Source organism: Azospirillum lipoferum 4B (genome assembly GCF_000283655.1).
GTDB classification, from domain to species: Bacteria; Pseudomonadota; Alphaproteobacteria; order Azospirillales; family Azospirillaceae; genus Azospirillum; species Azospirillum lipoferum_C.
This window is the reverse complement of record NC_016587.1, coordinates 25580-48708: the sequence shown is the minus strand read 5'-3', so window position 1 is coordinate 48708 and position 23129 is coordinate 25580. Positions and strand designations below refer to the sequence as shown.

Sequence of the window (23129 nt, the reverse complement as noted above, 5' to 3'; positions counted from 1 at the left end):
GAACGGGGTTTCCGATCATGTATGACTTCCGCAGCGACAACGTCGCCGGTGCCGCCCCGCAGGTGATGACGGCGCTGGCGGCGGCATCGTCCGGCACCGCCTCCCCCTACGGCAACGATCCCTGGACCGCGCGGGTGACCGAGCGGCTCTGCGCGATCTTCGAGACCGAGGTCGCGGTCTTCCCGGTCGCCACCGGCACGGCGGCCAACTCGCTGGCGCTGTCGGCGCTGGTGCCGCCCTATGGCGCCGTGCTGTGCCATGACGAGGCCCACATCACCATCGACGAATGCGGCGCGCCGGAGTTCTTCACCGGCGGCGCCAAGCTGGTCCCGCTGGCCGGCGCGCACGGCAAGCTGACGCCCGACGCGGTGTCGCGCCACATCGCCCGGGCTGGCGTCGGCGTCGTCCACCGCGTCCAGCCCGCCGCCCTCAGCCTGACCCAGGCGACGGAGGCCGGCACCGTCTATACCCCTGCGGAGGTCGAGGCGCTGGTCGAGACCGCCCATTCCAACGGCATGGCCGTGCATATGGACGGCGCCCGCTTCGCCAACGCCATCGCCCGGCTGGGCTGCGCCCCGGCCGACGTGACGTGGCGCGCCGGGGTCGATGTGCTGACGCTGGGCGGCACCAAGGGCGGCTGCCTCGCCGCCGAGGCGGTGGTGTTCTTCAACCCGGCGATGGCCGAGGATTTCGGCTTCGGCCGCAAGCGCGGCGGCCATCTGGTGTCGAAGATGCGCTTCCTGTCGGCGCAGCTCGACGCCTGGCTGGAGGACGGGCTGTGGCTGCGTCTGGCCGCCCACGCCAACGCCATGGCCGACCGTCTGGCCGCCGGGCTGACGGCGCTTCCCGGCGTCGAGCTGGCCCACCCGGTCGAGGCCAACGAGCTGTTCATCCGCCTGCCGGACGCTTACGCCGAGGCGCTGGAGGGGGCCGGCTACGGCTTCTACCGCTGGGACGACGGCAGCGCGCGGTTCGTGACGGCGTTCGACACCCCGGCGGCGGCGGTGGACGGTTTGCTGGGTATTTTGCGCCGACTCCAAGAAAAGGCTTGATCGCCGGGGCGGGCTTGGTTAGAAACCCGCCCACGCCGATGACGTCCCCATCGTCTAGAGGCCTAGGACACCGCCCTCTCACGGCGGTAACAGGGGTTCGACTCCCCTTGGGGACGCCAACCTTCCAAGGTTGGGTCGAGCGGCCGGTGGCAGCCTCCACCGCCGCAGCATGCATCGGGACCAGACGTCCCCTTCGTCTAGAGGCCTAGGACACCGCCCTCTCACGGCGGTAACAGGGGTTCGAATCCCCTAGGGGACGCCATCCACGCCCTGCCATCCAAGCAGTCGGATGCGTTTTTTGAGCGCGAGTTGAGGGTTACAACGTCCCCGTCGTCTAGAGGCCTAGGACACCGCCCTTTCACGGCGGCGACACGGGTTCGACTCCCGTCGGGGACGCCATTTTCTAGGATAAATCAACTGTAATTTCCAAACATAGTCTACCTAATTTGGCTTCAAATTCACATGCTCTTTTGCATTTGATTTAGAATTGTGCAATCGTCTATTCCAACGGTCAATTTGAGACTGCTGTCCTTCTATGCCCTTGAGACTTCTTCGCAAAGAAGATTTCTCAGATTCGTTGCATGAAGATGCTATCTGGCGCCGCAAAGTGAAGCGCTTTAGGTGGGCTGAGTTTGGGGCAGATAGACCGCTGGGTCGAACGACAATGCCTGTGACAATGCCAATACCATGGCGATACCACCTTTCCTTTTCCTTCTTTGGCTGAAGGCCCGCGCGAAATATACATCTGCGCACTTGGAATATAACGCGCTCTGTAACCATCTCGCCAGAGACAGTGATATCATCCATGTATACAGATAATTTGCAGCCATTCTCCGAAACGATTTGATCAATACTCTGCCACATATCGTAGTGAGCAAAGTATGCTAAGATAGAGCTGGCTGGACTTCCACACGGCAGATGCCCCTTGTAAGTAGTTAGGGCGGTTAGAATGCCAGAGACATCAGGTGTGCACTTTAGAATAGTATTAAAGAACCAGTAAACGCGAGTTGATTTGGTAGATGGAAAGTAATTACTAATGTCTATATTCCTTATATGCTTTGCACCGATATGCTCAGCCGCGTTTGAAATATAGGACCGGCCCTTGACCGGACAATGAAGATAATTCGGCGCTGAGATGGACGATAGTATATTTGCAATCCTTCCTTGCGCCAGCTTAAGAGGGCGCGCAGGATCTTCAATTTGCCTTTTTTTTCCTTTCGCGTTTTCTTGTATCCACTCATTATACATATTGGGTGACAAGAGAGCGATTCTCTTGAGCCTGCCCAGCGGAAGTCGAAGAAGTTCAGCAAGCTTTCGCTTGGTAGTCAGCTTATAAAAGGGTGATTGATCAAGCGGATAACTTTTGATCTTCTTCGTCATCACCCTGCTTCCCCGACCGCTCTGCAATGAACGCCATCAGTCGCAAGACTTTTTCGGATACAAATTGGCGCGTTTTCTCAGCCGTACCTTCTTTTCCTATATTCTCGGAAAAGAACATAATCGAAGACAATGGAATGTTGTATACCTGAGCGTATCGCTCAAGTAATTGCAACGTAGGCACCTTCTTTCCTGCCTCAATCTCCGAGATATACGACTTCGTCACGCCAAGTTTTGCTGCCAAATCCTTCTGCGACAAGTCATGAAAGACCCGGAGCAGTCGCAAGGCTTCGTTCAACACGGTTACCTCCTCGAATGCATCCCAGGGTAACAAGGCTGGGTGGCGTCAGTTCCTATCGTCGAAGTGTTCGATCACCTTCGCGACGAATCGTGCGACTGCGATCAAAAACCGCGCCGTCCAGGGGTTGCACAGTATGCGCAACACCTGCGTAAGGATCTGCCGCCGCCGTCGCTGGTTGGAACGTGAATCGACCACCGACATGACGGAGTTCTCCTTCTCATTGCAAGCGCCTGCGGGATTGCAGAACGCTTCTGCCCCCAAAGAGAAGTGGAGAACGACGGCTTTACCCAGCTTGACCCGGCGCGGGGCCGGTGCCCCGGCCCCGCGCCGCCTGCGGACGGCCGCCGCCGCGTCGCCGCGTCGCCGGACCACCCGTGCAGGATGTTAGGAGATTTATATATCTCCCACGAGTGAATCGAGAGATTCACTCAGCGAATGGGCTTATCTCCATTAACGTCACCAACTAAGTACGAAGATAGTGTGGGTTCAGAGATTGGTCAACATAGTTCGCTGCCAGCGAACCAAAATTTTTTATGGTTAATAAAGCTCTCGCTCGCTGATACGCCGAGTCCGAGCATCTGCGCAGAGCAGAAAGCAATGGGCACTCCTGCGCAAGATATTGAGATCGCTCAACTTTGTTGGAAGTAATACCGAGACGGGTGCAATGCTACCCCAACACCCCTGTCCGATACAGCGTCACCCTGATCCCCCCGTTCGACACCGACATCCCGTTCTCCCCGAACGGCAACTCCGTCGCCTTGGCCAGGGCCGCTTCGTTGGTGACGATGCCCACCCGCCAACCGCCAAAGCGGCTTTTCAGCGTCTGGCCCATGGCGTGGTAGAGCGGGATCAGGGACTTGCCCTCGCCGATGCGGGCGCCGTAGGGCGGGTTGACGATGACGAGGCCGGGGGGACCCTCGGGCGGGGTCAGGTCGCTGATGGCGTGGTGGGCGAAGTCGGTCCAGGCGGAGACGCCGGCCCGTTCGGCATTGGCGCGGCTCATGGCGATGGCGCCGGCGTCGCGGTCGCTGCCGTAGAAGCGGACGGCGGGCGCGGTGGCCGTGGCGTCGCCGCGCAGGCTCCGCCAGACGGCGGGGTCGAAGTTGGCGAGCTGTTCGAAGGCGAAGGAACGGGACCGGCCGGGCTTCAGGCCGGCGGCGATCTCGGCCGCCTCGATCACGAAGGTGCCGGAGCCGCACATCGGATCGACCACCGGGACCGGCTCGCGCCCGTCATAGCCGCATTGGCGCAGGAACAGGGCGGCCAGCGTCTCGCGCATCGGCGCCTTGTTGACCGCTTCCTTGTGGCCGCGCTTGTGCAGCGACTCGCCGGAGCTGTCGACGCTGATGGTGCAGAGGTCGTCGTCGATGCGCGCCTTGATCTGGACGGCGATCTCCTCCAGGGGGCGGGTGTCCTCCGCCTCCGTATCCTTCGGGGCGTTCCGGCCGGTGGATTTGCCTGTGGGCTTGGGCGCGGCCTTGACGATGGGGGCGCCCAGCTCCTCGGCGATGGCGCGTTCGATGCGCTGGGCGGCGGCGCCGGCGTGGTAGATGCGCGAGCCCTTGCAGGAGGCCTCGACCCGCACCGGCACGTCGGCGCGCAGGATTTGCGCCCAGGGAACGCGGCGCGCCCGCTTGTCCAGCTGCGCCAGATGGAAGGCGCGGAAGGAGGCGATGCGCGCCAGCACGCGGGTGGCGCCGCGCAGCTCCAGATTTGCCCGCCAGACCTCCGGCCAGCCGCCGGTGACCGTCACGCCGCCCTTCACCGCGGTGGGGTTCGCGAAGCCGCGGTCGGCGGCCTCCGCGCACAGCACGGCTTCCAGGCCGGGGGCGGCCACCAGGAAAATCTCGAAATTCTGGTCGATATGGTCGGGGTCGGTGTTCATCCCGCCTACATAGCCCGAAGGCCGGCCGTCTTCGACAGGTTTCTCGCGAAACGGGGCGGCGGCGGATGCCTGCGTGAAGACTGCTGTGCTTTCAGGCGGAAACCGCCCTGCCGGGGGATGCGCCCGGCGACGGGGGATTCGTCACCGGGCGCGGGGCGGGGCTGGAGGTTGACGTCCGGTCGGCGCCGGGGAGCGTCGGCCGTGAACACAGAGTTAACCGTCTGCCGCAGCCGGATAAATCCGGCAGTTCCGACAACACTATTCGCCTGGAAACGACAATCGGCCCATTGTCGCCGGACCTGCCGCCGGACCCTGGATTGACGGGGGGAAGCGGCGCCCCCTATGATCGGATTGGAACACGAACAATCAGGCTGCCTTTCGATTCCGAACATCGGCCGGGGCGGCCTGCCATCAGGGGAGCACGCGTTCATGACCGCGACCGAATTTGCCGATTGGCCCGCCGACCTGCTGGCGCAGGAGTTCCGCGGCAAGCGGGTTCTGGTGACCGGCAGCAGCCGCGGCATCGGCGCCGCGGTGGCGGCGGCCTTCGCCCGGCTCGGCGCCCATGTCGCCATCCACGGCCGCGACGCGGCGGCGCTGGAGGCCGTGGCGGCGGGGATGGGGGCGGGCATGGGGGCGGAAGTGGTCCCGCTGGCCGGCGACTTCGCCGACAAGGCGGAGGTCCGCCGGGTGGTGGAAAGCGCGGTCGACCGGCTGGGCGGGCTGGACGTGCTGATCAACAATGCCGGCACCATGCTGGGCCGGGTGGCGCTGGGCGACATCGACGACGACTTCCTGCAGCGGCAGTTCGACCTGAACGCCGCCTCCGCCCTCATCGCCAGCCGGACGGCGCTGCCGGCGCTGGTCGCGTCGACGGGGGCAATCGTCAACACCGGCTCCATCTCCGGCAGGACCGGGGGCAGCGCGGGGTCGTCGCTCTACAGTGCCGCCAAGGCCTTCCAGGCCAGCCTCGCCCGCTCGCTGGCGACGGAGCTGGCGCCGCACGGCATCCGCGTCAACGCCGTGTCTCCCGGCACCGTCGACACCGATTTCCACCAACGCTACTCGACCCCGGACAAGCTGGCGCAAACCGCGGCGCGCATCCCGCTGAAGCGGCTGGGCACGGCGCAGGATTGCGTCGGCGCCTATCTGTTCCTCGCCTCCGGACGGCTGGCCGGCTACATCACCGGGCAGGTGATCGAGGTGAATGGAGGACAGTTCTATAACTGACGGCCGGGTTTCGCAGTTTCGGAGCGGCGGAACTGGCAAAATGCAAAGCAGCGTCACATGTGTTGGCGAAATGCGAAATGCCGCCGGCGTGTTTGCAGGCAACCGGCGGCGTTTTCGCAGGGTAGAAAAGCAAACCGGCCATTAATGGTCCTTTGGCATTGTTCTTGTAACGTGACTGACCAATCAGCGGCCTGATCAAAGACCGCTCCGTCGCCAGTGGAAGCCGGGGTCACCATGATGAACGCCACCAGCCAGAGCCATTCCGCCAAAGCCGGCCCCTTCGCCAACCTGCGGACGGCGACCAAGATCTACACAGGCTTCGGCGTCACACTGGCGCTTCTGGTCGGGCTCGGGGCGGTATCCTGGACGGGCTTGCAGTCCAGCGACGACGCGCTCCGCCAATATGCGGGGCAGTCGCACGTCGCCATGACGGTGGCGGAGGCGGACACCAACATGGCCGACGCCCTGGGCTCGGCGGAGGAATTCGTGTCCAGCGGCTCCCCCGCGGTGGCCGACCGCTTCCGCAGCGACGTCGAGAAGTTCCGCCAGAAACTGGACGCCGCCACCGCGCGGATGACCCGTGCCTCCGACCTTCAGGCGGCGCAGGAGATCGCCGCGCTGCGCCAGACGCTGACCGGCGGTTTCGACCGTCTCGTCGCCGCGCGGACGGAGCGCGACCAGATCGTCGCCTCGGTGGTGAACACGCTGGGCGCCGACATCCGCCGCACCCTGAGCGATACCGTCAAGGCCGAGAAGGACGGCGGCAACCTGGACCGCACCGTGCGCGCGGCCGAGGTCAGCGAACAGTACCTGCTGGTCCGCGTGCTGGTCGCCCGCTTCGTGGCGGAAACCAAGGCGGAGGATCTGGAGCGCATCCGCAAGGATCTGACCGACGTGACCGCGAAGGCAGAGGCGCTGCGCGACGGGATGGCGGACGGTCCGGTCAAGACCAAGCTGGCCGCGGCCGTCGCCAAGCTGCCCGCCTACCGCACGGGGATCGAGCGCATCGCGGTGTTGAGCGCCGATCTGAAGTCGCTGAACAGCCAGACGCTGGGCAAGGCTGGCAAGGAAATCGGCGACAAGATCGGCATGATCCGCAGCCAGTCCGCCGAATTCCTGGCGCAGCTGGAACGCAGCGCCGCCGCCGAGGTCAAAGCGGCCGAATCGCGCGGCACGGCGGTGACCGTGGTCGCCCTGCTGGCCGGCCTGCTGCTGGCCTGGGCGATCTCGCGCGCCATCACCCGGCCGCTCGGTGCCATCACCGGGGCGATGGGGCGTCTGGCCCAGGGCGACCTGAGCGTTGCCGTCACCGATGGCGAGCGCCGGGACGAGATCGGCGCTCTCGCCCGCTCGCTCCAGGTCTTCAAGACCAATGCGCTGGAGGTGGAGCGCCTGCGCAAGGCGCATGAGGAGAGCGAACGCAAGGCCGCCGAGCATCGCCGCGAGACCATGATGCAGATGGCCGACACCTTCGAAAGCACGGTGAAGGGCATCGTCGACACCGTCGCCAACGCCGCCACCGGCATGCGCGACGCCGCCACCGCGCTGACCGCCACCGCGCATGAGGCGAGCGAGCGTTCGCTGCTGGTCGCCAGCGCGTCGGAACAGGCCTCGGCCAACGTGCAGACCGTCGCCACCGCGACGGAGGAGCTGTCGGCCTCCATCGCCGAGATCGGCCAGCAGGTGGAGAACTCCACCCGCATCGCCACCCAGGCGGTGGCCGATGCCGACGGGGCCGACCGCACCATGCGCGACCTGGTGACCGCCGCCGAGCAGATCGGCGCGGTGGTGGAGCTGATCAGCGGCATCGCAGCGCAAACCAACCTGCTGGCGCTGAACGCCACCATCGAGGCGGCGCGGGCGGGCGAGGCCGGCAAGGGCTTCGCCGTCGTGGCGAGCGAGGTGAAGGCGCTGGCCACCCAGACCGCCAAGGCGACGGACGAGATCCAGGCCAAGGTGCAGGAAATCCAGCAGACGACCGGCGGCGCCCAGAAGGCCATCGGCGGCATCGGCCGGACCATCGGCCAGATGAGCGAGATCACCACCGCCATCGCCGCCGCCATCGAGGAACAGGCCGCCGCCACGCGGGAGATCGCCAGCAGCGTCACCCAGGCCGCCCAGGGCACCGAAGAGGTGTCGAGCAACATCGCCGGCGTCAGCTCCGCCGTTCACGAGACCGGCGACGCCGCCGGCCGCGTCCACGGCACCTCGCACGAACTGGCCGTCGAGGCGGAGCGGCTGCGCCGGGAGGTCGGGACCTTCATCGCGACGGTGCGGGCGGCGTAAGGCGCCGCCAAGGTGGGGTAATCGCATATCGAACCGGAGCGGCGACGTTCCGTGTCGAATGCCCCTCTCCCGCAAGGGGAGAGGGGCTTTGTATGCGGCTGAAATCCAAATACGATTGTCCTGTGAACCCGCGCGCGGTTCCTGCTCAGGTGCTCTCCCGCGCGATGAAGGTCAGGCCCAGGTCGACGCGCCGCCGCGGCGGTTCCTTGCCCTCCATCAGGTCGAGCAGCATGGCCGCGGCGTGGCGGCCGATGGCGTAGCGCGGCGTGGCGACGGTGGTCAGGGTGGGGGTGGTCCAGGCCGACGCCGGCAGGTCGTTGAAGCCGGCGATGGCGAGCTGGTCCGGCACCCGGATGCCGCGGCGCTGGCATTGGAACAGCGCACCCTGCGCCAGATCGTCGTTGCAGAAGAATATGGCGTCGCAGTCGGTGTTCTCGGCCATCAGCCGGTCGATCATCGCCGCACCCAGATGGATGGAGGACGGGTCGGGCAGGCGCCACACCCGCGTCTCGTCATACAGCCCGGCCTCCTCCAGCGCGTGGCGGTAGCCGTCCAGGCGGGAGAGCGTGCGGGGGTCGAGCTGCACGGCGACGAAGCCGATGCGGCGGTAGCCGCGCTCCAGCAAATGGGTGGTCATCAGCCGCCCGCCTTCCTCCTGCGAACAGCCGACGCTGAGGCTTTCGGGATCGTCCAGCAGCTCCATCATGTGGACGGTCGGGCTGCTCAATGCCGACAGGTAGGTGCGGGTGACGTCGGTGTGGTCGGTGCCGGTCAGCAGGATGCCGTCGGGCTGGAACTGAAGGTAGGTGCGGATCAGCCGCTCCTCCTCCTCCGGGGAATAGTGGGTGACGCCGATCAGGGCGCGATAGCCGCGCGGCAGCAGCATGTCGTGGATGCCGGCCAGCGTCTCGACGAAGACCATGTTGGTCATCGACGGGATCAGCACGGCCACCGTCATCGACCGCGCCGACGCCAGCGCGCTGGCCGCCTGGTTCGGCACGTAGCCCATCGACTGGGCGGTGTCGAGGATGCGCTGGCGAAGCTCCGGCCCGACCAGCTCCGGCCGCTTGAAGGCGCGCGACACGGTGATGGCGCTGACGCCGACCCGCTCCGCCACGTCCGCCATCGTCGCCCGCCCGGTGCGCGAGGAGCGCGGCTTGCGCGTCTTGACCGTCGGGGATGCAGGCCGATCACCGCCACGTGTCGTCACAGGGCTCCGTCCTTCCGATACCGGCCGGATTTCCGGCCTGTTGGCGCAGGCGCGACGAAGCGCCACGCAGGATCGCTGATTAGCGTTGTGTAGCATGGCGGGCAAGAGCCGCCTGTTCCGCAAGGCCATCGCCTGAACCCCGCGGCCATTCGATCGTCTCGCCAATCCGTTCGTACGCAACTCAAACAAAACTCTTTACGCCCGTCAAGGTTAGCGCTAACAGTATCGTCATCTCGTGTCGGCGTCATCCGTGCATTCGGGCCATAGGGTCGCGGATGTGCCTTTGGTCCGGCAATGATAGCGCTAACACATTTTTGTAGGGCTTGGCCGCCGTGACCTGCGAGGGCGCGGATGCCGCCCTGCACCGGGAATCGGGAACACGAGCCTCATGAACGGTCCCTCCATCGCGCCGTCTCCCGCCGCCAGCGCCCGCCCGCCGGACAGCCTGTCCTCGGCACCGCCGGTCGTCGTGGTGATGGGCGTCGCCGGCTGCGGCAAGTCCAGCGTCGGCCAGAGCCTTGCCGCGGCGCTGGGCCATGCCTTCATCGAAGGCGATGCGCACCATCCGCCCGCCAACATCGCGAAGATGTCGTCGGGCATCCCGCTGACCGACGACGACCGCGACGGCTGGCTGGCCACGCTGGCCGGCTTCATCGCCGATGCGCATCGCGAAGGGCGCGGGCTGGTGGTCGCCTGTTCGGCGCTGAAGCGGCGTTACCGCGACCGGCTGCGCGGCGATTGCGAGCGGGTCGTCTTCCTGCATCTGCACGGCGACAAGGCGCTGATCGCCTCTCGCATGGGGGCGCGGACCGCCCATTTCATGCCCACCGCCCTGGTCGACAGCCAGTTCGCCGACCTTGAGATGCCCGCCGACGACGAGGCGGTGCTGTCCTATGAGGTGACGCTGCCGGCGGACGCCATCGTCGCCGACGCCTGCGCCCGCCTGACCGGCGGAGAGAAAATTGGGAGGACCGCATGAAACGCGTGGCGGATCTGCTGGAGCGGATCACCGAATGGATCATGGCGCTGATGCTGGCGATCATGGTCGGTCTCGTCTTCGGCAACGTCGTCCTGCGCTACATCTTCAACAGCGGCATCGTCGCGGCGGAGGAGATCGCGCGGCTGATGTTCGTCTGGCTGGTGTTCCTGGGCGCCACCGTCGCGCTGCGGCACCAGCGGCATCTGGGCCTGGAGATCGTGCAGAGCCGCCTGCCGGCCAGGGTCCGCCGCGTCTGCGCGGTGATCGCCCACCTGATGATGCTCTATGCCCTGTGGCTGTTCGTTCAGGGCAGCTGGATCCAGCTGCTGATCGGCATGGACACCTTCTCCACCGTCCTGCGCTTCCCCATGGCCTTCTACGCCGCGGCGGGCTTCTTCCCGGCCATCGCCATGGCGCTGATCGTGCTGGCGAACCTGCTGCGGATCGTCACCAACCAGCCCGGCGCCCGCATCCCCGGCGATCCCGACACGACGATGGACCATCCGGAGTCGCACGGCCCCGCGGTTGCGCCGCCGGCACCCGCCCCGCACGGCAGCGCCGCCGTCGCCAAGCACTGAGCCCAGACGACCTCCTGCGGACGGAGTTTCCGCCATGACCCTGACCATTTTCCTGGGCTCGCTGTTCGGCCTGATGCTGCTCGGCATGCCCATCGCCTTCGCGCTGATGCTGACCGGCGTCGCGCTGATGGTTCACCTGGATTTCTTCGACGCCCAGCTGGTCGCCCAGAACATGCTGAGCGGCGCCGACAACTACCCGCTGATGGCGGTGCCCTTCTTCATCCTGGCCGGCGAGCTGATGAATGCCGGCGGCATTTCCCAGCGCATCATCAACCTCGCGGTCAGCCTCGTCGGCCACATCAAGGGCGGGCTGGGATACGTCACCATCGGCGCCTCGGTGATGCTGGCCAGCCTGTCGGGATCGGCCATCGCCGACACCGCCGCGCTCGCCACGCTGCTGATCCCGATGATGCGCGACCATGGCTATCCGGTGCCGCGCTCGGCCGGGCTGATCGCATCGGGGGGCATCATCGCCCCGATCATCCCGCCCAGCATGCCCTTCATCATCTTCGGCGTGACCACCAACACCTCGATCAGCTCGCTGTTCATGGCCGGCATCGTGCCCGGCCTGCTGATGGGCATCGGTCTGGTCTGCGCCTGGATGTTCGTCGTCCGCGACATGACGGTGAAGCTGCAGCCGAAGGCGAGCGGGCGGGAGCGGCTGAAGGCGCTGGGCGACGGCATCTGGGCACTGGCCCTGCCGGTCATCATCATCGGCGGCCTGCGCGGCGGCATCTTCACGCCGACCGAGGCCGCGGTGGTCGCCGCCGTCTATTCGCTGTTCGTCGCGCTGTTCGTCTACCGGCAGGTCACGCTGGCGCAGCTGGTGCCGCTGCTGGTCCAGGCGGCGCGCACCACCAGCACCGTGATGTTCCTGTGCGCCGCGGCGCTGGTGTCGTCCTACATGGTGACGCTGGCCGACCTGCCGCAGCAGATGACGGAGCTGCTGGCGCCGCTGATGGACAATCCGAAGCTGCTGATGCTGGCCATCGCCTGCCTGCTGCTGGCCGTCGGCACGGTGATGGACCTGACGCCGACCATCCTGGTGCTTGGCCCGGTGCTGACGCCGCTGGCGATCAAGGCCGGCATCGACCCCGCCTATTTCGGCGTGATGTTCGTCCTGGTCGGCACGCTGGGCCTGATCCATCCGCCGGTCTGCACGGTGCTGAACGTGGTGTGCGGCGTCGCCCGCATCTCGCTGGAAAGCGCCACCAAGGGAATCTGGCCCTTCCTGCTGACCTACATCGTGCTGCTCGGCCTGCTGATCGCCGTGCCGGAGATCGTCACCGCGCCGCTGCATTTCTTCCACTGACGCCCGAACACCAAACGCCCGAACGCCAACCACAACGAAACGCCCAAGGAAGGAAGACCGACACCATGTTCCGCAAACTGCTTCTCGCCACCGGCATCGCCGCCGCCCTGCTCGCCCCGGTCGTCGCCGCCACCAGCGCCTCCGCCCAGGAGGTGAAGACCCGCATCATCCGCTTCGGCTATGGCCTGTCGGAAAGCAGCAACCAGGGCCGCGCCGTCAAGTATTTCGCCGAGGAGCTGTCCAAGCGCAGCGGCGGCAAGTTCAAGATGAAGGGCTTCGGCGACGCCAGCCTGGGCAACGACATCCAGATGCAGAACGCCCTGATCGGCGGCGCGCAGGAGATGATGGTGGGCTCCACCGCCACGCTCGTCGGCATCGTCAAGGATTTCGGCGTCTACGACCTGCCCTTCCTGTTCAACAACGAGAAGGAGGCCGACGCCGTCCTGGACGGCCCGTTCGGCGAGAAGCTGCTGAAGGCGCTGAACGACAAGGGGCTGGTCGGGCTGGTCTATTGGGAGAACGGCTTCCGCAACCTGACCAACAGCAAGCGGCCGATCACCAAGCTTGAAGACATGGGCGGCATCAAGCTGCGCGTGATGCAGAACCCGGTCTACATCGACATGTTCAACCGCTTCGGCGCCAACGCGGTGCCGCTGGCCTTCTCCGAGCTGTTCACCGCGCTGGAGACCGGCACGGTCGACGGCCAGGAAAACCCGGTCACGACCATCCAGTCGTCCAAGTTCTATGAGGTGCAGAAGTACCTGACCATTTCCCGCCACGTCTACAGCCCGTGGATCGTGCTGGCCAGCAAGCGCTGGTACGACGGCCTGTCGGCCGACGAGAAGAAGATCGTCCACGAGGCCGCCGCCGCCTCGCGCGAGTTCGAGCGCAAGGACAGCCGCGAGGCCTCGGCCCAGAGCGTGGCCTATCTGAAGGAAAAGGGCATGCAGATCAACGAGCTGAGCCCGGCCGAGCTGGACCGCATGCGCGAGATGGTTAAGCCCGCCTTCGACAAGTACGCCGCCGATGGCGGTGCGGAGATCCTGAAGGAGATTCAGGCCGCCATCGCTGCCGCCCGCAAGTAAGCGGCAGACCGGTGGGAGTGGGGCGTGGATCGGCGGCGGCCGGTCCCGCCCTCCGCCTTCAGGGCGCGGCGTTCACGCCGTGAGGTCGACGGCCCGTCCGCCGGATGCCGACTTGGCCGCCAATCCGGCCTTGAGCTGTTCGGAGAGCTGGACCGCCTGCCGGTATTCCGGCGTGTCCTTGAGCTGGCGGGAGGGATCGCCCGTCCGCCGCAGATTTTCCAGACCGCCCTTGATCAGCTTCGCCAATGGGCTTTCGCTGTCCACAGCCTCCGGCTCCTTGCCCTCCTGACGGGAACGGCCTTCATAGGAAAATTGCAGCGCCGCGCGCTTTTCCGCCCAGACCATGCTGGTCTTTTCTTCGTCGCTCACACTGTCCATGAACCGGACGCCCTTCAGGAACATGTCCGATGTGAGCTTGCCTGCCGCCGCTGTCGCCTGGTCAAGACCCATGGCGTCATTCAACTGCTTGTCCATGACGTTCTGAGCGCCAACCCGTTCGCTTTCATTGAATTGTCCGCCCTCGTTACTGGCGATGGCATGGAGGGAACGGCGGTCGAGACCGCCGAGAACACTCTGCCAATCGTTGAAAGAGGTGTAGATATCGCCGGTCTTGCCCAGTTTCTGATATCCGGCGTCCAGAGCAGCGCGAGCATCCTTGGCGACGGTCGCGAAGTCCTTCTTGCCATCATCCGTTGTCCGTGCGGCGCTGGCGGACGCCGTTCCTTCGGCTTTGGTCGTGGATTGTGTTTGCGCTGCGGTTTGGAGCGCCTTCGCCTTGCCCTGGGCCAACGGCAGGAGGGAGGACGCGGAAGGAGTAGCGGCGATGTTCATCATAATGGGAGCTCCTGTCCCGGCGATGTCCGGCTTCGTGGCGGTTCCATTGCATTTGGATGCGATGCCGATGCGCTCGGCTTTGGGGAGCGAAGCGCGTTTTCTGAATCGCCCCTCTCCGGATCGCTGGCGCAGGTCGGTTAAGGTGCAATTTTGAGTGAGACGCTCCAGTCGCCGCTGGCACTGACTGAGGTAATGGTCGCGGTGCAGGTGACTCCGGACGAGCTTTTTGTCGTGTTGACGGTCGGATAATTCCAGGGGCCGCTCAAGGAACTGCGAGTGCGCGAGAGTACCCAATTGCAGTAGCGAGAGTTATCAGCCCGCGTGTAGCGAATAGAGCATCCGTTGGATGTCGAGTAAGGGCTTTGAATGCTTGAGATTGCACTGCCTCCTGCAGACAGCGCTCCCAATCCCGAAGATCCTTGACATCCCGAAGGGGACGAGAAGTTGGTTAATACGGGCGTCGTGTTGTTCACCGTAACCGTCACGGCGCTCTGGGCCGAGGCGGCGCTGGTGAAGCCGACCAAGGCGCCGGCGCAGAGAATTCCGAGTAGCTTCACGTTCATGATCCTCATGATTCCTCTTGTCAAAATGGCAGTCCAATCAGGTGAATTCCGGCGGTCGGCGTCATGGAGTCGCCGTTTCCTTTGAAGTTCATTGCCGGATCTTGAAAAAGATCCGGCTGCTTGTCTTCCATCCCGATTCGCCTGAAGACAGGCTTATCCGCCTGCCTCCAACCCTTCATATTGAAACCTTTGTTGTGGAAGGGTTCGATGACGGGTTTCGATCGTTAGGCTTCTAAGTTTTATTTGTTCTCGTCTGTGGATGACTATGACTCAGACGCGGGATGGAATCAAATCCATAGAGGCGCTGTTTCGATAAAATTCCCGTATAAAGATGCAATGGAGTGCCGTTGCCGCGAAAACGGTCCGCAGGGATGGGTTTCTTCCATCTGGCCGGAGCGCCCGGCTCGCGGAAGCGGGGAAGCCATCCGCTCTCCGTGGAAGACAAGGCGCACCTGCTGGAGCGTGCGGCACTGGACGGCGATGATGACGCCCTGGTCAACAGCGCCGGCAGCGGCCGCCTCATCCCCTGGCCGCTCCTTCAGACCAAGCGGCACCAGGAAGCGGCGATGTCGGCCAGCCTGCGGAGCGAGGTCAAGCCACTGTTCCAGCCGGTCTTCGTCGGCAGCACCGGCGCCCCCCGCCGGTCGGTGCTGATCAATCCTCGCCCCTAGGGATGAAGAGATAGGGTTTTGAGAGAATAGAGGTTGCCGATATCGGGCATTCTGTGGTGCTGGTCCTAAAGTATGATCCAAAGATAGAATTCGGTTTTGGCATGCTTTTACTGAGAATGCTTCTTAGTATTTTTAAAACTGGGGATCATGCCAATGGGCAATTTACGCGAATTTAACCCAACTGCGGGACAGTCTAGGGATGCAAGCCTGATATTCGACGTGTTGCGGGGGAATCGATGTTCAAAAAGCTGCCTTTGGTGACCAAGCTGGTGCTGGCGATCGGCCTGGTCCTGATGATCGGGCTGGGGGCAGGGTCGCTCGTGATCTCCGTCAAGAGCGGGGCGGATACCGACGAGCTGTCCTTCAAGGTCGGAGAGGAGCTGGGCAAGTACCACGCCGCCGTCGTCGAACGGCGGTTGAACGAGGCCATGAACATCAGCCGCTTCATGGGCACCACCGTACTCTCCATGAAGCAGCAGGGTGTCGTCGACCGCGACAAGTTGAGCCAGTGGCTCAGAAGCCTGCTGGTCGCCAATCCCAAACTGCTGGGTGTCTGGGTGGGCATGGAGCCCAACGCACTCGACGGAAGAGACAAGGATTTCGTCAACGCCCCCACCGGAGATGCCACCGGGCGTTTCATCCCTTATTGGAACCGGGTCGGAGACAAGATCAATTACCAGCCGCTGTCCAATTACGAGGGATCCGGTGCGGATGGCTTCTATTACAATGAACCCAAACGTCAGAAGCGCGAAGTCATCGTCGAACCCTATACCTATCTTGTCGCCGGCAAGAACGTGCTGATGGTGTCGCTTGTCGTTCCGATCATGGAGGACGGCAAGTTCATCGGCGTTGCCGGCGTGGACATCGCCAACGACGAGATTTGGAACGAGCTGAAGGTGGCCAAGCCGTTCGAGACCGGATCGGTCTTCCTGATCTCCAACGGCGGGGCGTGGGCGGCCTACAGCAACCCCGACCATCTGGGCAAGCCGATCATGGAGACCAACCAGCGGCTGAAGGATGCCTTGCCCGCCATCCGCGAAGGCAGGACCTTCGCACATTACTCGGTGTCGGCCAGCCTGAAGACCGAGGTGAAGCAGCTGTTCGTCCCGGTCGTCGTCGGCAGCACCGGCACGCCCTGGTCGATCCTGGTCAACCTGCCGATCAACAGGATCGAAGTGCCGAAGCAGGAATTGACCACCTTCATCGCGGTGGGCGCGGTGCTGCTGAGCACCGGGCTTCTGCTGGCGCTGTGGCTGACCAGCCGTCTGGTGGTCGGCCAGCCGCTGCGGCGGATCGTTGCAACCATCGGGGCACTGACCGCCGGCCGGCGCGACGTGGAGGTCGGTGACCGCGACCGTGCCGACGAGATCGGCGCCATCAACAAGGCGCTTCAGCTGTTCAAGGAGAATGCCGGCCGCGTCGCCGAGATGGAGGAGCAGCGCCGTCTGGACGAGCAGCGCGCCGCCGAACTGCGCAAGCAGGAACTGGCCCGGATGGCCGACCGGTTCGAGGGCACCGTCGGCGGCGTGGTCGCCAATGTGGCCCAGCAGGCGGAAATGATCCGCACCGATTCGGAAGGGCTGTCGGCCATCGCCGAGCAGACCAACGCCCAGGCCGCGGCCGTCGCCAGCGCCGCCGACGTCGCCAGCAGCAACGTGCAGACGGTGGCCGCCGCGGCGGAGGAGCTGGCCCATTCCATCGAGGAGATCAACCAGCGCATCGCCGCCTCGTCGCGCATGGCGAACGATGCGGTGGGCGAGGTCGAGAAGACCAACGGCACCGTTGCCGGTCTGGCCGAAGCGGCGCAGAAGATCGGCGACGTGGTGAACCTGATCCAGTCCATCGCCGGCCAGACCAACCTGCTGGCGCTGAATGCCACCATCGAGGCGGCCCGCGCGGGCGAGGCCGGCAAGGGCTTCGCCGTCGTGGCGCAGGAGGTGAAGAACCTCGCCAGCCAGACCGCCAAGGCGACGGAGGAGATTGCCGCCCAGATCGCCGAGATCCAGTCGGTCAGCGGCAGCGCCGTCGGCGCCATCCAGGCCATCGGCCGCACCATCCTGGGCATCAGCGAGACGGTCACCGCCGTCGCCGCCGCGGCGGAGGAGCAGGGGGCGGCGACGCGCGAGATCAGCCGCAACGTCCAGCAGGCCGCCGCCGGCACCCGCGAGGTGTCGAGCAACATCGAGGGCGTCACCCGCGCCGCCAGCGAGACCGGCAGCATGGCCTCCCAGGCGCGGGCGGCTGCCGACACGCTGTCGCACCAGTCGGCCCAGCTGCGCAGCGAAGTGCAGCGCTTCGTGGCGACGATCCGGGAGGGGTGAGGAGGCGCCTGCGTGGTGCCCCCTCCCCCATCCCTCCCCCACCTTCGGTGGGAGAGGGGGCAGGACGCTTGTCTAAGCTGCTTCAATGCCGAAGCAGCGGCAGTCCCCTCTCCCACCGAAGGTGGGGGAGGGTTAGGGTGGGGGCAATCGAAGCCGACGACTCCTCACCCTCAGCAATCAAAAAACACCGTCTCCCCCTCGCCCTGCAGCCGGATATCGAAACGGTAGACCACGCCGCCCGGAGCCTCGGCGCGCTGGGCGATCAGGGTGTCGCGGCGGTCGGCCGGGACGCTCGCCAGCACCGGGTCGGCCTCGTTCGCCGCGGCCTCATCCGAGAAGTGCAGGCGGGTGAAGGCGTGGCTCAGCATGCCGCGGGCGAACACCGTCACCGCGATGTGCGGGGCGTGGCCCGGCTCGCAGGCGCCGGGCTTCACCGTGTCGAAGAAGTAATAGCCGGCATCGGTGGTGCCGCAGCGGCCGAAGCCCGCCGCACCGGGAGCATGGCTGCCGTCGGCGCCGGCCTGCCAGATCTCCACCACGCAGTCGCGGATCGGCGCACCCTCGCCGTCGGTGACGACGCCTTCGATGCGGATATGCTCGCCCGGCAGGTCGCGGGTCGCCAGCCGGTTGGTCGCCAGCGGGCGGCGCCCGTAGAGTTCCGGCGTCCAGGCATAGGCGAAATAGGGGCCGACGGTCTGGGACGGCGTCTGTTTCAGCATCTGGCTCATGGGGGTCAGCCCTCCATCGGCGTGGCTTGGCGTCCGCGCAGGACGATGTCGAACTCATAGCCGAGCGCCCACAGCGGCTCGGTCACGTCGATGGAGAAGCGGGAGATCAGCAGCTCGCGCGCCCCCTCCGGCACCCCGTTGTAGATGGGATCGAGCGGCAGCAGCGGATCGCCCGGGAAATACATCTGGGTGACCAGACGGGTCAGGAAGGACGGCCCGAACAGCGAGAAATGGATGTGCGCCGGGCGCCAGGCATTGTGGTGGTTGCCCCAGGGATAGGCGCCGGGCTTGATCGTGGTGAAGCGGTAGCGGCCCTCCGCGTCGGTGATGCAGCGGCCGGCCCCGAAGAAATTGGGGTCGAGCGGCGCGTCATGCTGGTCCCAGCGATGGACGTAGCGCCCGCAGGCGTTGGCCTGCCAGATCTCCAGCAGCGTGTGCGGCACCGGCCGGCCATTCTCGTCCAGCACGCGGCCGGTGACGATGATGCGCTCGCCGACCGGCTCGCCGTTGACGCGGCCGTTCTTCGTCAGGTCGCTGTCCAGCGGCGCCAGGCTGTCATGGCCGAAGACCGGGCCGGTGCGGACCGACAGGCATTGCTTCATCGGGATCAGCGGCTTGGACGGCGAGCGCAGCACCGTCGATTTGTAGTCCGGCGACAGGTAGGGCGGGTGTTGCGCCCAATCGCGGGGGCGGAAGTCGCCCGCCGCTTCGTGAACGGCTGTGTCCATCTCGGGAGTCCTCCTTGGGGGCAGTCAGTTCTGCTGACGCCGTTGGTGCCTGTGGAGTGCCAGAACGCGGTCGATGAAATGGGAGGCTGCGCCGGTGTAGCGCAGCGGGTCGAACAGGCGGTCGAGGCCGTCGATGCCCAGCGCCCGCACCACCTCGGCATCCTCGGCCAGCACGTCGCGCAGCGGACGGGCGGCTTCGGCGGCGCGGCGGCTGGCGTCGGCCACGCGGGAATGGGCGGCCATGCGGCCCATGCGGTCGCCCAGCGCCATGGTCACCGCCTCGGCCAGGATCAGGCCGCGGGTGAGGTCCAGGTTGGCGCGCATGCGCTCCGCATCCACGGTCAGGCCGGCGATGGTCTCGCGGGCATGGCGGGCGGCCCCGGCGACGAGGCGGCAGAGGTCGGGCAGCGCCTGCCATTCGGCATGCCAGCCGCCGAGGCCGCGTTCGTGTTCCTGCACCTGTGCCGCCAGCAGCCCGCCGACGAGCGCCGGGGCACGGATGGCGGTGGAAAGCAGGACGGCGCAGGACACCGGGTTGCGCTTGTGCGGCATGGTGGAGGAGCCGCCGCGGCCGGGGCCGGCGGGCTCGAACGCCTCGGCGACCTCCATCTGCATCATCAGCGAAATGTCGCGGCCCAGCGTGCCGAGCGTGCCGGCGAGAATGCCGAGGGAGGAGGCCAGTTCGGTGATGCGGTCGCGGCTGGCATGCCAGGGCAGGGCGGGCAGGGGGAGGTCCAGCTCCGTCGCCAGCGCCTCCGCCACCGCCGGGCCGGCCTCGCCCAGGGCTGCCAGCGTCCCGGCTGCGCCGCCGAATTGCAGGGCGAGGCGGGTGCGGGCGGCGGCGATCCGCTGGCGGTCGCGGCCCAGCGCGTCGAGCCAGCCGGCGGCCTTCAGGCCGAAGGTGGTGGGAAGGGCGTGCTGCAGCCAGGTGCGGGCGACCATCAGCGTGGCGCGGTGGCGGTCGGCGAGCTCGGCCAGGCCGTCGGCCAGCGCCGCCAGATCGGCATCCAGCCCGTCGAGGAAACGGCGCAGCTGAAGCATCAGGCCGCTGTCCATCGCATCCTGGCTGGTGGCGCCCCAATGGACGTAGCGGGAGGACTCCTCGTCGGCGGCCTTCACGGCACGGGTCAGGTGCTTGACCATCGGGATGGCGGTGTTGCCGGCCAGCGCCGCCTCCGCCCCCAGCGCGTCGAGCTCGTAGAGATGAGCCTTGCAGGCCGCTTCGATGGCCGGGACGGCATGGGCGGGGATGACGCCCACCGCCGCTTCCGCCCGCGCCAGCGCCGCCTCGAAATCCAGCATGCCCTGCAGCCGTGCCGTGGGGGAGAAGGCATCGGCCGCCGCGTCGCTGGTGAAGAGCGGGTCGAGCAGCGGATCGGAATGGCGGTCGGCGGTCATGGGCTTCACCCCTTGCATGTCAGCCCTTGCGGGCGTCCTCTTCGTCCATCTCGGCATAGACGGCGCGGGCCAGCGCGATGGCGTGGTTGGCGGCGGGGATGCCGGCATAGACGGCGGCCTGCATCAGGATTTCCTTCACCTCGTCGCGGGTGACGCCGGTGTTGCGGGTGGCGCGGATGTGCAGCTTCAGCTCGCCGTCCTTGCCCAGCGCCGCCAGCATGGCGATGGTCAGCATGCTGCGCGTCCGGATGTCCAGCCCCGGCCGGGTCCAGATCTGGCCCCAGGCGGTCTTGGTGATGAACTCCTGGAAATCGGCGTCGAAATCGGTGGCGCGCTCCAGCGAGCGGTCGACATGGGCGTCGCCCAGCACCGAACGGCGCACCGCCATGCCGCGGTCGTACAGATCCTTGTCCTTTATTTCACGGTCGGCCATCACAGATCCCTCAGGAAGCCGTCGATCAGGGCGGCCAGCTCCGCCGGCTTCTCGACGCCGGGGATGTGGGCGGCGCCGGGCAGCAGCTCGAACCGGGCGCCGGGGATGCCGGCGGCGAGATCGCGGACGGTGTCGGGCGGGGTCGCCACATCTTCCTCGCCGCAGATCGCCAGGGTCGGGGCGGCGATGGCGGCATTGTCTGCACGCAGGTCGGCGTCGCGGATCGCCATCGAGCAGCCGACATAGCCGTCCTCGGTGGTGCGGGCGACCATGGCGGTGTAGCCGCGGATCTGTTCGGGCCGGCTGTCGCGGAAGGCTTGGGTGAACCAGCGGGCCATCACCCCGTCGGCGATGGCGCCCATGCCGCGGGCGCGGATGGCGGCAATGCGGTCTGCCCAGATGGAGGGCGGGCCGATCATGCCGGCGGTGTCGCACAGGATCAGCCCATGCACGCGGTCCGGCGCCTTGACGGCGAGGCGCTGCGCCATCATGCCGCCGATGGACAGGCCGCAGACATGGGCGCGCGCGATGCCCAGCGCGTCGAGCAGGCCGGCGGCGTCGTCGGCGAGCGTGTCCATGCTGTAGCCGACCTCTTCGGTGACCGGCGTCACCTGGGTCAGCCCATGGCCGCGCATGTCATAGCGCAGCACGCGGTAGCGGTCCGACAGGTGCGGCACCACGGCGTCCCAGATCTGGAGGCTGGTGCCGATGGAGTTGGCGAACAGCAGCACCGGCGCGCCGGCCGGGCCGGTCAGGTCGTAGTGCTGGGTGATGCCGGCGGCTTCGATGAAGGGCATGGGGGGTCCGCTGACGGTTCCGGATTGATGGAGTGCTCTTGCCCCCTCCCCAACCCTCCCCCGCTCCGCGGGAGAGGGGGTTAAGTGCAAGGGCGGCGGAGTTCCCTCTCCCACCGAAGGTGGGGGAGGGGTAGGGAGGGGGCATTCGAAGCGTGAGGCTACACCCGCTCGATCATCACGGCGATGCCCTGGCCGACGCCGATGCACATGGTGCAGAGCGCCGTCCGGCCGCCGGACTGTTCGAGCTGGTAGACCGCAGTGGTCGCCAGACGGGCGCCGCTGGCTCCCAGCGGATGGCCGAGCGCGATGCCGCCGCCGTTCGGGTTCACATGGGCGGCGTCATCCGGCAGGCCAAGCTCGCGCAGGACGGCCAGCGCCTGGGCGGCGAAGGCCTCGTTCAGCTCGATCAGGTCGATGTCGGCGACGGTCCGGCCGAGCCGCTCCAGCAGCTTGCGGGTCGCGGGCGCCGGGCCGATGCCCATGACGCGCGGCGGCACGCCGGCGGTGGCGCCGCCGACGATGCGGGCGCGCGGGGTCAGGCCGTAACGCTTCACCGCCGCTTCGGACGCGATCAGCAGCGCGGCCGAACCGTCGTTGACGCCCGAGGCGTTGCCGGCGGTGATGGTGCCGCCGGGGCGGACGATCGGCTTCAGCGCCGACAGCGCCTCGATGGTCGTGGCGCGGGGATGCTCGTCGGTGGTCACCACCGTCTCGCCCTTGCGGGACTTGACGGTGACGGGGACGATCTCGCGGGCCATGCTGCCGTCGGCGATGGCGCGGGCGGCGCGCTCCTGGCTGCGCAGCGCGAAGGCATCCTGGTCGGCGCGCGAAATCTTCCAGTCGTCGGCGACATTCTCCGCCGTCTCCGGCATCGAATCGACACCGTAGGCCGCCTTCATCGCCGGGTTGACGAAGCGCCAGCCGATGGTGGTGTCGAAGATTTCGGCGGAGCGGGAGAAGGGGGTGTCGGCCTTGCCCATGACGAAGGGGGCGCGGCTCATGCTCTCCACCCCGCCGGCGATCATCAGATCGGCCTCGCCCGCCTTGATGGCGCGGGCGGCGGTGGCGACGGCGTCGAGGCCGGAGCCGCAGAGCCGGTTCATCGTCGTGCCCGGCACCGCGTCGGGCAGGCCCGCCAGCAGGGCCGCCATGCGGGCGACGTTGCGGTTGTCCTCGCCGGCCTGATTGGCGCAGCCATAGATGACGTCGTCCACTGCGGCCCAGTCGACCGACGGGTTGCGCTGCATCAGCGCGCGGATCGGCACGGCGCCGAGATCGTCGGCGCGCACCGACGACAGGGATCCCGCATAGCGGCCGATGGGGGTGCGGATGGCGTCGCAGATATAGGCGTCACGCATGAT

21 protein-coding genes and 3 tRNA genes are annotated in these 23129 nt (G+C 66.4%); 12 read left to right on the top strand and 12 right to left on the bottom strand.

Translation table 11 applies throughout. The features are described from left to right. The first annotated feature begins 17 nt into the window (after positions 1-17). The 4 genes from AZOLI_RS24485 (at position 18) to AZOLI_RS24470 (ending at position 1451) form a co-directional block, all read left to right on the top strand. Entirely contained in the window at positions 18-1052 is a 1035-nt protein-coding gene (locus AZOLI_RS24485) for a threonine aldolase family protein (protein WP_014189313.1), read from the top strand. 43 nt (positions 1053-1095) lie between these two features. Beyond that, a tRNA-Glu gene (locus tag AZOLI_RS24480) sits at positions 1096-1171 on the top strand. A gap of 67 nt (positions 1172-1238) precedes the next feature. Then, a tRNA-Glu gene (locus AZOLI_RS24475) sits at positions 1239-1314 on the top strand. 61 nt (positions 1315-1375) lie between these two features. Continuing rightward, positions 1376-1451: transfer RNA gene (locus AZOLI_RS24470), tRNA-Glu, on the top strand. A gap of 42 nt (positions 1452-1493) precedes the next feature. Here the strand turns inward: AZOLI_RS24470 and AZOLI_RS31700 are convergent. The 4 genes from AZOLI_RS31700 to AZOLI_RS24465 form a co-directional block, all read right to left on the bottom strand. Further along, entirely contained in the window at positions 1494-2432 is a 939-nt protein-coding gene (locus AZOLI_RS31700; protein WP_081506012.1) for a reverse transcriptase family protein, read from the bottom strand. Next, a complete protein-coding gene (locus tag AZOLI_RS31695) occupies positions 2401-2730 on the bottom strand; it encodes a helix-turn-helix transcriptional regulator (protein ID WP_081506026.1) in 330 nt (109 codons plus the stop codon). Before AZOLI_RS31695 ends, AZOLI_RS31700 begins: the two co-directional genes overlap by 32 nt. 45 nt (positions 2731-2775) lie before the next feature. Further along, the gene (locus tag AZOLI_RS32710) at positions 2776-2931 is read right to left on the bottom strand and encodes a hypothetical protein (protein ID WP_162488416.1); all 156 of its coding nucleotides are present in this window, start codon (positions 2929-2931) and stop codon (positions 2776-2778) included. Between the two features lie 466 nt (positions 2932-3397). Then, complete coding sequence (locus tag AZOLI_RS24465; protein WP_014189309.1) at positions 3398-4615, bottom strand: THUMP domain-containing class I SAM-dependent RNA methyltransferase; 1218 nt, start codon at positions 4613-4615, stop codon at positions 3398-3400. A gap of 429 nt (positions 4616-5044) precedes the next feature. Between AZOLI_RS24465 and AZOLI_RS24460 the strand changes: the two genes are divergently transcribed. Next, positions 5045-5845, top strand: coding sequence for an SDR family NAD(P)-dependent oxidoreductase (locus tag AZOLI_RS24460; protein WP_014189308.1), 801 nt, complete (start codon positions 5045-5047; stop codon positions 5843-5845). Positions 5846-6079: 234 nt separating this feature from the next. Further along, the gene (locus AZOLI_RS24455) at positions 6080-8131 is read left to right on the top strand and encodes a methyl-accepting chemotaxis protein (RefSeq protein ID WP_014189307.1); all 2052 of its coding nucleotides are present in this window, start codon (positions 6080-6082) and stop codon (positions 8129-8131) included. Between the two features lie 145 nt (positions 8132-8276). Here the strand turns inward: AZOLI_RS24455 and AZOLI_RS24450 are convergent, their stop codons facing one another. After that, positions 8277-9341, bottom strand: coding sequence for a LacI family DNA-binding transcriptional regulator (locus AZOLI_RS24450; RefSeq protein ID WP_014189306.1), 1065 nt, complete (start codon positions 9339-9341; stop codon positions 8277-8279). A gap of 388 nt (positions 9342-9729) precedes the next feature. Between AZOLI_RS24450 and AZOLI_RS24445 the strand changes: the two genes are divergently transcribed. From AZOLI_RS24445 to AZOLI_RS24430, 4 genes are all read left to right on the top strand, one after another. Then, positions 9730-10320: a gluconokinase gene (locus AZOLI_RS24445; protein ID WP_014189305.1), complete on the top strand. Its 591-nt coding sequence runs from the start codon at positions 9730-9732 to the stop codon at positions 10318-10320. Continuing rightward, positions 10317-10898, top strand: coding sequence for a TRAP transporter small permease (locus AZOLI_RS24440; protein WP_014189304.1), 582 nt, complete (start codon positions 10317-10319; stop codon positions 10896-10898). Before AZOLI_RS24445 ends, AZOLI_RS24440 begins: the two co-directional genes overlap by 4 nt. Before the next feature lie 34 nt (positions 10899-10932). Continuing rightward, the gene (locus tag AZOLI_RS24435; protein ID WP_014189303.1) at positions 10933-12210 is read left to right on the top strand and encodes a TRAP transporter large permease; all 1278 of its coding nucleotides are present in this window, start codon (positions 10933-10935) and stop codon (positions 12208-12210) included. 65 nt (positions 12211-12275) lie between these two features. After that, positions 12276-13295: a TRAP transporter substrate-binding protein gene (locus AZOLI_RS24430; RefSeq protein WP_014189302.1), complete on the top strand. Its 1020-nt coding sequence runs from the start codon at positions 12276-12278 to the stop codon at positions 13293-13295. A gap of 72 nt (positions 13296-13367) precedes the next feature. Here AZOLI_RS24430 and AZOLI_RS24425 read toward each other — a convergent pair whose 3' ends face one another. Next, entirely contained in the window at positions 13368-14129 is a 762-nt protein-coding gene (locus tag AZOLI_RS24425) for a hypothetical protein (RefSeq protein ID WP_162488415.1), read from the bottom strand. A gap of 997 nt (positions 14130-15126) precedes the next feature. Between AZOLI_RS24425 and AZOLI_RS24415 the strand changes: the two genes are divergently transcribed. Both AZOLI_RS24415 and AZOLI_RS24410 read left to right on the top strand, forming a co-directional pair. Next, complete coding sequence (locus AZOLI_RS24415) at positions 15127-15363, top strand: hypothetical protein (RefSeq protein ID WP_162488414.1); 237 nt, start codon at positions 15127-15129, stop codon at positions 15361-15363. Positions 15364-15599: 236 nt separating this feature from the next. After that, entirely contained in the window at positions 15600-17684 is a 2085-nt protein-coding gene (locus AZOLI_RS24410; protein ID WP_014189298.1) for a methyl-accepting chemotaxis protein, read from the top strand. 170 nt (positions 17685-17854) lie between these two features. On the opposite strand, the gene pcaG is transcribed toward AZOLI_RS24410, so the two are convergent. The 6 genes from pcaG to pcaF form a co-directional block, all read right to left on the bottom strand. Further along, positions 17855-18412: a protocatechuate 3,4-dioxygenase subunit alpha gene (pcaG, locus tag AZOLI_RS24405; protein WP_014189297.1), complete on the bottom strand. Its 558-nt coding sequence runs from the start codon at positions 18410-18412 to the stop codon at positions 17855-17857. Positions 18413-18417: 5 nt separating this feature from the next. Beyond that, positions 18418-19140 (bottom strand): protocatechuate 3,4-dioxygenase subunit beta, encoded by a 723-nt coding sequence (gene pcaH, locus AZOLI_RS24400; protein WP_014189296.1) that lies wholly within the window; start codon positions 19138-19140, stop codon positions 18418-18420. 24 nt (positions 19141-19164) lie between these two features. Beyond that, positions 19165-20538, bottom strand: coding sequence for a 3-carboxy-cis,cis-muconate cycloisomerase (locus AZOLI_RS24395; protein WP_014189295.1), 1374 nt, complete (start codon positions 20536-20538; stop codon positions 19165-19167). 19 nt (positions 20539-20557) lie between these two features. Next, positions 20558-20971, bottom strand: a complete 414-nt coding sequence (gene pcaC / locus AZOLI_RS24390) for a 4-carboxymuconolactone decarboxylase (protein ID WP_014189294.1) — start codon at positions 20969-20971, stop codon at positions 20558-20560. Next, positions 20971-21768, bottom strand: coding sequence for a 3-oxoadipate enol-lactonase (gene pcaD / locus AZOLI_RS24385; RefSeq protein WP_014189293.1), 798 nt, complete (start codon positions 21766-21768; stop codon positions 20971-20973). Before pcaD ends, pcaC begins: the two co-directional genes overlap by 1 nt. A gap of 158 nt (positions 21769-21926) precedes the next feature. Beyond that, positions 21927-23126, bottom strand: coding sequence for a 3-oxoadipyl-CoA thiolase (gene pcaF / locus AZOLI_RS24380; RefSeq protein ID WP_044553097.1), 1200 nt, complete (start codon positions 23124-23126; stop codon positions 21927-21929). Between the last annotated feature and the right edge of the window lie 3 nt (positions 23127-23129).